Raw genomic sequence first — 11,124 nt, 5'->3', positions numbered from 1 at the left:
CTTGGAACTCGGAACTTCGAGTTCACAACTCGGAACTTCAAGCTTGGAACTCGAAACTTCGAGTTCAGAACTCGGAACTTCAAGCTTGGAACTCGAAACTTCGAGTTCAGAACTCGGAACTTCAAGCTTGGAACTCGGAACTTCGAGTTCACAACTCGGAACTTCAAGCTTGGAACTCGAAACTTCGAGTTCAGAACTCGGAACTTCAAGCTTGGAACTCGGAACTTCGAGCTTGGAACTCGAAACTTCGAGTTCAGAACTCGGAACTCCAAGCTTGGAACTCGGAACTTCGAGTTCAGAACTCGGAACTTCAAGCTTAGAACTTGGAACTTCAAGCTTGGAACTCGGAACTTCGAGTTCAGAACTCGGAACTTCAAGCTTGGAACTCGGAACTTCGAGTTCAGAACTCGGAACTTGAGCTTTAGAACTCGGAACTCGGAATTTTTGAATTCCTGAACAAGTGAAGAGTTGGGTTAAATTAAAGATTTTGGATGAAGAATGAAAATTTTGCCGCTTCACACTTGATTCTTTATTCAAGCTTTCCCAAAAGACGCAGCAGTAATATTCTCAATAAATCTATGACTATAGCTACAACAACAAATGCAGAACATGACAGTGCAGCACATCACGAAGAACATCCAGATTTAAGAGTTTGGGGACTGTTGACATTCCTCGCTTCTGAATCCCTGATGTTTGGGGGATTCTTTGCCACTTATTTGTTTTTTCGAGGTAGTACAGCAGTTTGGCCTCCAGAAGGAAGTGAAGTAGAACTACTTGTACCGACGATTAACACCATTATTCTGGTGTCTAGTAGTTTCGTGATTCACTTCGGTGATACGGCGATTAAAAAGAATAACGTCAAGGGAATGCAACTGTGGTATGGAATTACTGCAATCATGGGTGCGATTTTCTTGGGTGGTCAGGTTTATGAGTACTCAACTTTAGGATACGGTCTGACTACCAACGTCTTTGCCAACTGCTTTTATATCATGACTGGGTTCCACGGTTTGCACGTTTTTGTGGGACTGTTATTGATATTACGTGTAGTGTGGCGATCGCGTCGTCCCGGTGAGTATTCTGCAAACAATCATACTTTCATCGAAATGACAGAAATTTACTGGCACTTCGTAGACATTATCTGGATTGTTTTATTCACCTTAGTGTACATTCTTACTTTGTTTTAAATTGGGCATGGGGCATGGGGCATTGGGCATTGGGCATTAATTATTCTGCCTCACTCTCTCATCTTCCCCAGTCCCCAGTCCCTAGTCCTCAATCCCCAGTTACCAATATGCAAGCTGATACAAATAAATTCTCATGGTTTCAGGTTCCAGAAAACATCAAAAATTTATTAATTTTAGCTGCACAAACTTGGGATAATACATCAGAATCGGAAAAATATATTCAACAAGCTTTAGCTGAAACTGGTGAAAATACAGATGTATTGGTAGCAGCATATAGATTTTTCTATTATAAAAATAATTATTCTCTTGCTTTGCAAACAACAGTCAAATTATTAGATAAAATTAAAGAAACAGAAAAATTGCCTGATGATTGGGAGCAACTTAAGCCGATATTAGTCAATCGCAAAGAAGACCCACAAATTCGATTGTACTTAAATGCTTACGCCGCTTCTGGATTAGTCCTAGCAAATTTAGGAGAAATTGAGCAAGCAAAAGAAATTAGCACCAAAGTCAAAGAAATAGACGAAAAGAATGATTTTGGAGCCGGAATTCTCTTGGATATTTTGACACGTCCAGTAGAAGAAGATGATTAATTAGTCAACAATCAAGGTGAACAATCATGAATAATTGGTTATCTACTACATCGTATTCCTCTAACTCTCTCTGGGGAGCCGGTACTGATAGGAACTCTATCGTTCCTCCTCTTAACATACCTAGTAAATTGGATGTAGGCAGTCTTCCTAATGTCTCTCCGATCCTTGTCTTCCAATCTTATCGGCTATCAATTTAAAAATTATGAAAGGTAAGGATTGGCTGCTAACGGAGGACGGTCAGTATCAAGCCTGTAAATCTGTGAGAGCATGGGATTTATTGAGAGAAAATTACCGCCTTTATCGGTTTTTAACTGAGGTGGAAGATGTTCTCAATAGCGTTGACGATGAAGCCAGTCGTCTACCAGAACTTCAGATGCTCGTAAGGCGCTTGATAGTAAATTCTTACTGGGTGCAAAGTCAATATTTAGAGCCTTCGCCCAAAACGGGAACCTCTGTTTCACTCCTATACGATGAATTGGGTTTTCCGTTGACAGTGCAAACAGTAGCATTTGCACCAGGGACTCGATCAACCATTCATAATCATGGAACATGGGGAATAGTGGCGGTGTTAAAAGGTCAAGAAAAAAATACTTTTTGGCGACGCACCCATAGCCCAGAATTTCAGGACAAAATTGAACCTACGGGAGAGGTAACTCTATTTCCAGGGGATATTATCAGCTTCGTTCCCGATGCAATTCACAGTGTAGAAGCAGTCGGTGATGAACCAACTGTGACTTTTAATGTTTACGGCGAAACTGATCCGAAAGAGAGATTTGAGTTTGACTCAGTTACCGATAAGGCTAGGAATTTTTAATTAAGAATCGTCAGGATTAATTTCATCGGTTCGTAGTTGGCGCTTTAGCGAAGACAGCGCCAACTACAAACAATTGAGTAATTAGGAGGTAGTTAAATGGCAAGAGTAATTTTCTATAGCAAACCAGGCTGTCAAGGTGGTACTAAGCAAAAAGTTTTGCTAACAGCTGCCGGTCATGAGGTGGTAGCATACAACCTGCTAACAGAACCTTGGACAGTTGAGCGGTTGCGTTCATTTTTTGGCGATCGCCCCGTAGCCGAATGGTTTAATCCTTCCTCCCCAAAGGTAAAATCTGGTGAGGTGGTTCCGGAAAAAATTGATGCAGAAACCGCTTTGCAGTTGATGTTGAGAGAGCCACTGTTAATTCGCCGTCCTTTGTTAGAAATAGACAATCGCCGCGAGGTAGGATTCGATGTAGAAAAGATTGATGCTTGGATTGGCTTAAAGCCTGCGGATGAGTCTTTGCGAGAAATGAGCGAAAACCTGATGAATCAGGATTTACAAAATTGCGCCCACGGTGACGCTCGTAATCAGAATCAGCATAATCAGCAGGGTGGCTGTAACCATCATGGTCAGCAACACCAAAAGCAAGGCAGCTGTAGTCATTAAATTTCTTGCAAAAGTCCCTAATACCCCTCCTCGCAAGCGAGGAGGGGAGACAAAGCTACGCTTTGGCTCTTTGGAGTTCTTATTTTGGGCTTAACTCAACCGTATTGAGAGATTTATTACTGATGGCGGTTCTCAATTGCCATGCAATCCAAAAGCAAGCTGGTGCAATGAGATTGTTTTGACTGATAATACGATTGTTTCGGCTGACAATGCGATTGTTTTGATTGACAATGCCATTGTTTTGGCTGACAATGCCATTGTTTTGGCTGACAATGCCATTGTATCTACCTGCAAAAATTAACACACCCTTTCTTTACGGCGTTCTTTAAGTAAATAAACCACGGGTTAAGGTAACGGCAATGCCGCTACCCTTACTTTTTCATTCTCCTTAACGCACCCCAGCAGTTTCTAAAGACAAATCTTGAAACATGGGTGTGCTGAGATAACGTTCGCCAAAGGAAGGCTGAATCATCACAATTAAACGTCCGGCATTTTCTTTTCGTTTACCTACTTGAATTGCGGCACACAAAGCTGCACCAGAGGATATTCCAGACAATAAGCCTTCTTCTTTTGCTAAACGGCGTCCATAGGCGATCGCTTGTTCATCGCTAACTCTAATTACTTCATCGACTAATTCTAGACGAAGAACATCTGGAATAAATCCGGCACCAATACCTTGAATTTTATGAGGCCCAGCTTCACCACCAGAGAGGACTGGGCTGTTGCTGGGTTCAACTGCGATCGCCTGAAAAGTCTGCTTGCGCTGTTTGATTACTTCTGCAATACCAGTAATTGTCCCACCAGTACCTACCCCAGCAATAACGATATCCACTTCCCCGTCTGTATCTGTCCAAATTTCTTCTGCGGTGGTTTCTTGGTGAACTTTGGGATTAGCAGGGTTGCGAAACTGTTGCAGCATAAAAGCATTGGGAGTATTAGCCACAATTTGTTCGGCTTTACCAATAGCTCCCCGCATTCCCTCAGTGCCTGGTGTCAACTCCAAAGACGCGCCATAAGCTCTGAGCATAGCTCGTCGTTCTTGGCTCATTGTCTCTGGCATTGTCAAAATCAAACGGTAGCCACGCGCTGCTGCTACCATCGCTAGAGCAATTCCTGTATTACCTGAGGTAGGCTCTACTAAAATGGTTTTTCCAGGGGAAATTGAGCCAGCTGCTTCTGCTGAGAGTACCATACTTAACCCAATGCGGTCTTTCACCGAAGCTGCTGGGTTCATGCCTTCTAATTTGACAACTATCCTTGCTACTACTCCCTCAGCTTGAGGAATCTTGTTCAGTTGAACTAAAGGAGTTCGTCCGATAAGTTCTGTTACGTCTTGAGCAATCCGCATTATTTAACTCCTAAAATCCTAAATCTTAGTACAGAGTATTTACTTATAACAATAAGCTTTTATGTATTGAATTTTTAGTTTAGTGTCAATGAGTGCATATACTATATATTCTAACTAAACCACAAAATATGAAAGTTTAGGAAGAACTTTTCTCAGATGTGTCCCATTGATTCTCACTTCAGAGAGGTTTAGCCTGCCATACTTGTATTTTACCATTTTTAATTGCTGACTATTGACTCTTGGGCTGAGATTCAATTTCTGTAATTCTGTATATATGCATAAATTTTTACCATGATTCTATTTGTTATGAAAATATAATTTACTTTCAAAACACTTAATTGTTTTTCTTAATTTATTAGTCTATCTTTATCAAGAGACATTGATATTCTCTTTTGAGTACAATTTTTTTTGCCCAAAATTGCATCAAAAACAGTCCTTAAGCATTGCCTACATTACTTTGAGATTGAGTGCAAAAACACCAGAACCCCACATCATAAATACTAGAACCCCGTTCCAAAAACACTAGCACCCATACCCCAATGAATTTTTGTAAGACTTATCAGGTGGGAATTACAAGCTTTGAGTACTATTCTAATGAATTTAATAATCTTAATTGGGCTGGGGTAAACTGTTTTGTGGAGAGCGGCTGATATAAATCATATAGGATTTACGCAGAGATTCCCCTCTACCCCCCAACATTCCTGAGCGAAAGCTTAGTGAACTAGGGGGGACTTCTTAATCTCTATTTTGAGAGTAAGATGAAACCACATTCTTTGAATATGAGTGCGTTATTTCTAACTAAATAATCCTACGTTTTGTGAAAAAGTTGGTAACTTTTCAGTAATCAGTGGTCAGGAGGAATGATAAAAATAACTGATAACTAAGGATTGTGAAAATTACCGTTAAACATATTTAAATATCAAAACTGTTTGAGAGGTAGAAACATATAACTACTTTAGATAAGCAGCAAAAGATATTTTATTACTGGGTGCATACTACCTAGTAAGGGAGAGCCAAGATGAAAGCCAAACTTTTAAATGTTCTCACAGTATGCGTAGTTACTTTAGTAGTGCTTTCTCCAGAACTAGTAGTATTTGGTATAGTTTGGGAGCGACATCTGGAGTTAGTAAAATGCCAGAAATTAGCCTCCGAAGTTAACAAAACTAATACAGATGCTCCCGCCTTGGCTTCCCAGATAGAAGGTACACATTCCTCTCAGACTAGCATCCAATCCTCTGACCGTAATGTGATTCATCAAATGCTGACTGTTGCTAAACAATATAAATTTGCCACTATCCTGCAATGGTTCTTCTTGTTAACCCCTATTTGTATTGGGTTAGGGATTCTCTTTTACGACAGATATCTTGTTCATCGTGCAGCTGTTTTAAAAGAACAAGTTGAAATGTTGGAAAGACTGTGGCAGCAAAGTATTGAACAATAACCAATTCACAATTTACTCACTCAAATCAACAAACTTATCATGACAGAAGAACGCCAACACCTGTATTTTAATCTGATTGATGAGTTACTTAAATGCCCTAATGGTCAGGAACCAGAAATTTTAGAATCGAAGCCAGAATTGATTGATTCTGGCTTAGTACAAACAATGTTACAAGTAGCAACTATGTTTGCCCATGAAGGCAATCAAGATGGTGCCCAATTTTTATTTTTTGTGGCGCGTGAGCTAGCTAAAGAACTGGGTTTATACCCTGAAGCTGCAAATCCTGAAGCTGCAAATCCTGAAGCTGCAAATAAGGAGTAAAAATGCTGTTGACTTCAACGGATGCGGGACAAATAGCTTTAGAACTGCTCATGGCAGATTGGAATATTTCAGAAGAGAACAGAGAGTGGTTCACAATCTTTAACTCTCGTCTGATTGGCGAGAGTTGGTACACTGTAGAACTAGGTGTAGAAGGATTTCCAGATAGGTGGTTTCTTCAAGTATATGATAATGGAGTATGTGACCCAAACTATACATTTATATCACCGTTCGGTGGTTATGAAGGATTTACGGACTTGATAAATGTGCCGGATATTGTAGCAGAGGTCTTAGTTTGTGAACGCAATGCTCGATAATAATTAAAAATTTACAAATTATAATTCTAGATTTAAATGTGTTAATTAAATACCTTTTATTTTAATTTATAATTTTCCATATTAGAGTATTTGCCAGCATTTTATCTAGGAAATATACCTGGTGATGATAAATCGCCGTTAATTCATATTTCATCAAATATAAAGATGCTTTACGCAAATCTGAGGTGATACCAAATAATGTACACCTCTTTTTTTATGTAACCTTTAATATTTTATTTAAGTCTTATAAGCTATTTTGTCATATTTAATTGACAAAATTATGTTATATTAAATAGCGTGATGGACGCTACAGAAATATCAGTTCCAATGATTGCTGAAGATATCTTAGCCAAAGAATTCACAAGAGTCGTCAACCATTACTATCCGCAAGTTGGGGAATTGCTGGATGGGTGTTATGTGAAAGTCATCACCTGTTTTTGGGGACGACCTGCCCGACGTTTGCAATATATAGGAATTTATTGCTCTGACGAAATGATTTCCTGTGTGCAAGCTCAAAAAGAAATACTCAGAGAAGTAGCAGACAACATGGGTCTAGTGCAGGTAGTCTGCATAAATGCCAAGAGATTGTTACGCGACCCAATGTCGAAGCTTAAACAAAACAACCCACATCTATGGTTGGAGTTGCAGTGGGTTGCCACCTAAATTAGTCAACGCAAGTAATGAAAACTGGAATTTTCTGCAATTACGATAATTATCACCAAGATGCTCGTCGTGCCATATTTGAGCAAGTCGCGCTGGTAAAACAGGCAGAAAGTTTAGGCTTTGAGGAAGCCTGGGTGAGTGAGCACCATTTTAGTGAATCCAATCTCAGCCCGTCCATGTTGGTGTTAATGGCACATTTGGCGGGACTGACTTCAACTATCCAATTAGGCACTGCGGCGGTGTTATTGCCATTCCATAACCCGATTAGGGTAGCGGAAGATATTGCCACTTTGGATAACCTGTGCAATGGACGATTATTATTTGGAGTTGCTAAAGGCGGCCCCTTCCCCCAACAAAACAAGCATTTTGCAACACTACCAAGTGAATCGCGTCCCAAAATGCTAGAGGCGATCGCATTGATTCAGAAGCTTTTATATGAAACTGATGTATCATTTAATGGGCAATATTATCAATGTGATCGCCTGACAATTTACCCAAAACCATTGCAGAGTCAAATACCAGTGTATGTTGCCACTGGTGGAGATGACGGTATCAAGTTGGCTGCTAAACATTCCTTCAGTTTGATGGGTGGGCCGCCATTTTCCCTAGAGAGATTGAAGGATACTATTGCTAAATATCGAGCCTTAAATTCTAGTGGTGCAGAAAATTTCGTGCTGGCACGCTTCTTTTTTGTTGGCAAAACATTTGATGAGGCTGTGAGTGAAGCGTTACCTTTCGTTCGCAAATTTAGCCAGAAAATGAAAGCTAATTCGGCTGAATTATTGCAGAATAGTGCCAATCCCAACCAAAAACCATTTGATCGCACAAATATTTGTTTCGACGAAGATTATTTGATTGAGAACTCAATTATCGGTGATGTGGAGACTTGTCGAGACAAAATCAAGAAATTTCAAGACGAATTAGATTTAGGTACGCTAGCACTCAAACCCACGTCTGCGGATATGCAAAAAAACCTGGAGAGTTTGACGCGCTACAACCAAGAGGTGCGAAATTATGTCTTCTAAACTATACCTGCTTCCTCCTGATGATTTACCTCCAACTGAGGTAACGAAACAGGATGGAATGCTGCAAATGGAGCTAGAACAGTCTACTGGCAGATGCTTTTATCAAGCTTGCGATCGCATTACGCGAGTTTTGTTGTCTAATTGTCAGTGGTATCTCACAACAAATGCTAGCATCCTAACACTAATTATTGATTGCCCTGACATATTATCTTACTGGCATATAGTCAGCAATATTCCTCAGTTAGGTAATAGGTTAGAGCGGTTTGCTAAGAATGGCAAAATCCGCGTTTATCCGCCATTTGGCAAAGGGATGCCGTTTGAAATCAGCGTCAATGAAATATCAGCTTATCGAGATTGGCTTTGAGGTAAATAGGCATGAACTGGGAATCACAAAAAATATAGCTGATTCATCCTTATTACACCCTGTACTTCTAATGTGCAGGGTGTTGCAATTTTAGAAAAGTTACAAGATATGCAAAGGAAAGCGCAGAAGGATGCAGAGTTTTTACTATAACGATGCAGTTACCCATTTATACCAATTCTCTAACCCTGCACCAGTAGTTGCAGAAATCTGAAAAATCTGAATTTGGGGATTTACTTGTTTAGCATATTCTATGCACTTTTTAACATCAAAATCTACATAAGGCAGCAAATCAATTTTAGTGAGAATCATGATGTCACTAGCACGGAACATATGCGGGTATTTTATCGGCTTATCTTCTCCCTCTGTAACAGAGAGAATCACAACTTTTGCATTTTCTCCTAAATCAAATAAGGCTGGACAAACCAAATTTCCCACATTTTCAATCATCACAACTGAGTCCAGCGGCGGATTCAGTTGTTGTAAACCCCTGTCTATCATTGATGCATCTAAATGACAGCCTGTTCCGGTGTTTATTTGGATGACTTTAGAGCCTGTTTCTTTAATTTTTTTGGCATCATTAGCAGTTTCTTGGTCGCCTTCAATGACACTGATAGATAATTGATGTTTTAAATCATTGATGGTTCGCGTCAAAAGAGTTGTTTTCCCAGCACCGGGAGAACTCATTAAATTTAAGGCGAGAATATTTCGACCTTTAAACCATCCTCGATTTTGGGCTGCTATCAAATTATTTCTTGCCAAAATATCCTCTTCTAAGGATATCGTTGTATTGTGTATTTTGGCATGAATTTGAGGTGTTTCTATATGAGTGTCATGACTGTGAGAATGAGTGATGACAGTACCATCTGGTAAAGTGTGAGTATGATGATGGTGATTATGTTCAGCTTCACCTGTTTCCAGATTTGTAATTTTGGTTTCGCCATCATCAGAACAACCGCAAGTTACACACATAATTCCTCTATTTCTATTTCTTTAATTTTTAGTTCTTCACCAGTAATTAAATCTAATTGCACGCTACCGCAGTTACAGATACCAAATGGTTTATCTAAATAAATTTCTGCACCGCATTGGCGACATCGCCCTAAGCCAGGGATTTGCAAAATTTCTAATGTCGCCCCTGCTAAAACTGTGCCTTGAGTACAAATATCAAAACAAAATCGGATAGCGTCGGGCATAATGGCTGAAAGTTTGCCAATTTCTAATAAAACTCGTTGCACTTTTGCGCCTTTGGCATGTTCAGCTACAATTGCTACAATATTTTGGGTAATTCCAAGTTCGTGCATACTATAAAATCTATTAAAAATCAACAAATTCGTGGTAATTGGTCGCCTACCAACATATCAACAATCCTTTCAGCACCAAAAACTGTTTTTAACAATACGACACCTGGAGGTGAAGGAATAACTTCGCCAATAATACAAGCATCTTTTCCGGCTGGGTGAGATTTCATAGCTGATAAAATATTGTTAGCATTCTCTTTTGGTGACACTACAACTAACTTACCTTCATTAGCTAAATACAATGGGTCTAAACCGAGAATTTCGCAAACTCCGTTGACTTCTTCACGCACTGGAATAGATTCTTCAAAAAGACGAATTCCCACATTGGAACTGAGGGCAAATTCATTTAATACTGTAGCTAAACCGCCGCGTGTTGCATCTCGCATAGCATGAATTTGTGGACATGTATGGAGAATAGTTTCTACTAAACTATGCAATGGTTGACAGTCACTTTCAATATTAGTTTCTAAGGCTAATTCCCCACGGGCAATTAAAATTGCTGTCCCATGATTGCCTATTTCACCATTAATTATTACTGCATCTCCAGGTTGAACATTATGGGCAGAAATATTAATTACTTGCGGAATGATACCAATACCCGCAGTATTAATAAAGAGTTTATCGGCAGCACCGCGATGTACAACTTTTGTGTCACCAGTGACAATTTGAACACCAGCTTTTCTCGCGGCTGCTTTCATACTGGCTGCGACACGCCGCAAGGTTTCTACGGGCAGCCCTTCTTCTAAAATTACGCTACAAGTTAAATATAAAGGTTTTGCACCGCTGACAGCTAAATCATTAACTGTGCCGTTGATAGCTAATTCTCCTATGTCACTACCGGGAAAAAATAACGGGTCTACGACATAAGAATCTGTAGTAAAAGCTAGTCTGTCTCCCTGTTGCATGAGACTGGCTAAATTCAAGCTGGCTTGGTCTTCTAATTGTGAGAGAATTGGATTATCAAAACTGCTGACGAAGATATCATCAATTAAATCACGCATGGCTTTCCCACCGCTGCCGTGTGCGAGAGTTATATGAGTATCTCGCACTTTACCTTGGTGACGGCGGACTTGTTCCATTTTTTGAAACAAGGAATTTTGTGCTTGGTTAGTTGAGGATAAATTCATTTGAGAATAAATTTTAAAGAGTA

16 protein-coding genes are annotated in these 11,124 nt (G+C 39.8%); 10 read left to right on the top strand and 6 right to left on the bottom strand.

Annotation, left to right across the window (positions count from 1 at the left end; translation table 11 throughout):
- Positions 1 to 537 (bottom strand): hypothetical protein (locus V7L29_RS08445; RefSeq protein WP_442944153.1); only part of this gene is annotated, 537 nt, incomplete at its 3' end.
- Between the two features lie 41 nt (positions 538 to 578).
- Between V7L29_RS08445 and V7L29_RS08440 the strand changes: the two genes are divergently transcribed.
- The 4 genes from V7L29_RS08440 to V7L29_RS08425 all read left to right on the top strand — a co-directional run bounded on the left by V7L29_RS08440 (position 579) and on the right by V7L29_RS08425 (position 3,200).
- Positions 579 to 1,184, top strand: a complete 606-nt coding sequence (locus V7L29_RS08440; RefSeq protein WP_334690305.1) for a cytochrome c oxidase subunit 3 — start codon at positions 579 to 581, stop codon at positions 1,182 to 1,184.
- Positions 1,185 to 1,291: 107 nt separating this feature from the next.
- Complete coding sequence (locus tag V7L29_RS08435) at positions 1,292 to 1,777, top strand: hypothetical protein (RefSeq protein ID WP_334690304.1); 486 nt, start codon at positions 1,292 to 1,294, stop codon at positions 1,775 to 1,777.
- A gap of 202 nt (positions 1,778 to 1,979) precedes the next feature.
- Entirely contained in the window at positions 1,980 to 2,591 is a 612-nt protein-coding gene (locus tag V7L29_RS08430; protein WP_334735138.1) for a cupin, read from the top strand.
- 96 nt (positions 2,592 to 2,687) lie between these two features.
- Positions 2,688 to 3,200, top strand: a complete 513-nt coding sequence (locus V7L29_RS08425; RefSeq protein ID WP_334690302.1) for an ArsC/Spx/MgsR family protein — start codon at positions 2,688 to 2,690, stop codon at positions 3,198 to 3,200.
- A gap of 79 nt (positions 3,201 to 3,279) precedes the next feature.
- Here the strand turns inward: V7L29_RS08425 and V7L29_RS08420 are convergent, their stop codons facing one another.
- Together V7L29_RS08420 and cysK are read right to left on the bottom strand one after the other, a co-directional pair.
- Positions 3,280 to 3,504, bottom strand: a complete 225-nt coding sequence (locus V7L29_RS08420) for a hypothetical protein (protein WP_334735137.1) — start codon at positions 3,502 to 3,504, stop codon at positions 3,280 to 3,282.
- 84 nt (positions 3,505 to 3,588) lie between these two features.
- Positions 3,589 to 4,548, bottom strand: coding sequence for a cysteine synthase A (gene cysK, locus V7L29_RS08415; RefSeq protein WP_334735136.1), 960 nt, complete (start codon positions 4,546 to 4,548; stop codon positions 3,589 to 3,591).
- 1,018 nt (positions 4,549 to 5,566) lie between these two features.
- Between cysK and V7L29_RS08410 the strand changes: the two genes are divergently transcribed.
- The 6 genes from V7L29_RS08410 to V7L29_RS08385 all read left to right on the top strand — a co-directional run bounded on the left by V7L29_RS08410 (position 5,567) and on the right by V7L29_RS08385 (position 8,676).
- Positions 5,567 to 5,989 (top strand): hypothetical protein, encoded by a 423-nt coding sequence (locus V7L29_RS08410; protein WP_334735135.1) that lies wholly within the window; start codon positions 5,567 to 5,569, stop codon positions 5,987 to 5,989.
- Between the two features lie 39 nt (positions 5,990 to 6,028).
- On the top strand, positions 6,029 to 6,310 hold the full coding sequence (locus tag V7L29_RS08405; protein WP_334692029.1) for a hypothetical protein: 282 nt from the start codon (positions 6,029 to 6,031) through the stop codon (positions 6,308 to 6,310).
- Positions 6,311 to 6,312: 2 nt separating this feature from the next.
- Positions 6,313 to 6,624, top strand: a complete 312-nt coding sequence (locus V7L29_RS08400) for a hypothetical protein (protein WP_334692028.1) — start codon at positions 6,313 to 6,315, stop codon at positions 6,622 to 6,624.
- A 300-nt stretch (positions 6,625 to 6,924) separates the two neighbouring features.
- On the top strand, positions 6,925 to 7,287 hold the full coding sequence (locus V7L29_RS08395; RefSeq protein WP_334692027.1) for a hypothetical protein: 363 nt from the start codon (positions 6,925 to 6,927) through the stop codon (positions 7,285 to 7,287).
- A 17-nt stretch (positions 7,288 to 7,304) separates the two neighbouring features.
- Positions 7,305 to 8,312: an LLM class flavin-dependent oxidoreductase gene (locus V7L29_RS08390; RefSeq protein ID WP_334735134.1), complete on the top strand. Its 1,008-nt coding sequence runs from the start codon at positions 7,305 to 7,307 to the stop codon at positions 8,310 to 8,312.
- Positions 8,302 to 8,676 (top strand): hypothetical protein, encoded by a 375-nt coding sequence (locus tag V7L29_RS08385; protein WP_334692025.1) that lies wholly within the window; start codon positions 8,302 to 8,304, stop codon positions 8,674 to 8,676. Before V7L29_RS08390 ends, V7L29_RS08385 begins: the two co-directional genes overlap by 11 nt.
- A gap of 144 nt (positions 8,677 to 8,820) precedes the next feature.
- Here the strand turns inward: V7L29_RS08385 and hypB are convergent, their stop codons facing one another.
- The 3 genes from hypB to hypE are packed head-to-tail and all read right to left on the bottom strand — an operon-like array spanning position 8,821 to position 11,101.
- Entirely contained in the window at positions 8,821 to 9,645 is an 825-nt protein-coding gene (gene hypB, locus V7L29_RS08380; RefSeq protein WP_334735133.1) for a hydrogenase nickel incorporation protein HypB, read from the bottom strand.
- Complete coding sequence (locus V7L29_RS08375) at positions 9,636 to 9,977, bottom strand: hydrogenase maturation nickel metallochaperone HypA/HybF (RefSeq protein ID WP_334692023.1); 342 nt, start codon at positions 9,975 to 9,977, stop codon at positions 9,636 to 9,638. The genes hypB and V7L29_RS08375 overlap by 10 nt, the downstream gene beginning before the upstream one ends.
- Before the next feature lie 20 nt (positions 9,978 to 9,997).
- Complete coding sequence (gene hypE / locus V7L29_RS08370) at positions 9,998 to 11,101, bottom strand: hydrogenase expression/formation protein HypE (protein WP_334692022.1); 1,104 nt, start codon at positions 11,099 to 11,101, stop codon at positions 9,998 to 10,000.
- Between the last annotated feature and the right edge of the window lie 23 nt (positions 11,102 to 11,124).

The sequence above is a fragment of the Nostoc sp. genome (assembly GCF_036916575.1).
Lineage (GTDB): Bacteria > Cyanobacteriota > Cyanobacteriia > Cyanobacteriales > Nostocaceae > Nostoc.
This window is presented reverse-complemented; position numbering and strand designations above follow the sequence as displayed.

Bases quoted from the DNA above. Each gene is read 5' to 3' on its own strand.
- hypE (WP_334692022.1), bottom strand. From the start codon at position 11,101: ATGAATTTATCCTCAACTAACCAAGCACAAAATTCCTTGTTTCAAAAA.
- V7L29_RS08405 (WP_334692029.1), top strand. From the start codon at position 6,029: ATGACAGAAGAACGCCAACACCTGTATTTTAATCTGATTGATGAGTTA.
- cysK (WP_334735136.1), bottom strand. From the start codon at position 4,548: ATGCGGATTGCTCAAGACGTAACAGAACTTATCGGACGAACTCCTTTA.
- V7L29_RS08425 (WP_334690302.1), top strand. From the start codon at position 2,688: ATGGCAAGAGTAATTTTCTATAGCAAACCAGGCTGTCAAGGTGGTACT.
- hypB (WP_334735133.1), bottom strand. From the start codon at position 9,645: ATGTGTGTAACTTGCGGTTGTTCTGATGATGGCGAAACCAAAATTACA.
- V7L29_RS08410 (WP_334735135.1), top strand. From the start codon at position 5,567: ATGAAAGCCAAACTTTTAAATGTTCTCACAGTATGCGTAGTTACTTTA.
- V7L29_RS08390 (WP_334735134.1), top strand. From the start codon at position 7,305: ATGAAAACTGGAATTTTCTGCAATTACGATAATTATCACCAAGATGCT.
- V7L29_RS08395 (WP_334692027.1), top strand. From the start codon at position 6,925: ATGGACGCTACAGAAATATCAGTTCCAATGATTGCTGAAGATATCTTA.
- V7L29_RS08435 (WP_334690304.1), top strand. From the start codon at position 1,292: ATGCAAGCTGATACAAATAAATTCTCATGGTTTCAGGTTCCAGAAAAC.
- V7L29_RS08440 (WP_334690305.1), top strand. From the start codon at position 579: ATGACTATAGCTACAACAACAAATGCAGAACATGACAGTGCAGCACAT.
- V7L29_RS08375 (WP_334692023.1), bottom strand. From the start codon at position 9,977: ATGCACGAACTTGGAATTACCCAAAATATTGTAGCAATTGTAGCTGAA.
- V7L29_RS08400 (WP_334692028.1), top strand. From the start codon at position 6,313: ATGCTGTTGACTTCAACGGATGCGGGACAAATAGCTTTAGAACTGCTC.
- V7L29_RS08430 (WP_334735138.1), top strand. From the start codon at position 1,980: ATGAAAGGTAAGGATTGGCTGCTAACGGAGGACGGTCAGTATCAAGCC.
- V7L29_RS08385 (WP_334692025.1), top strand. From the start codon at position 8,302: ATGTCTTCTAAACTATACCTGCTTCCTCCTGATGATTTACCTCCAACT.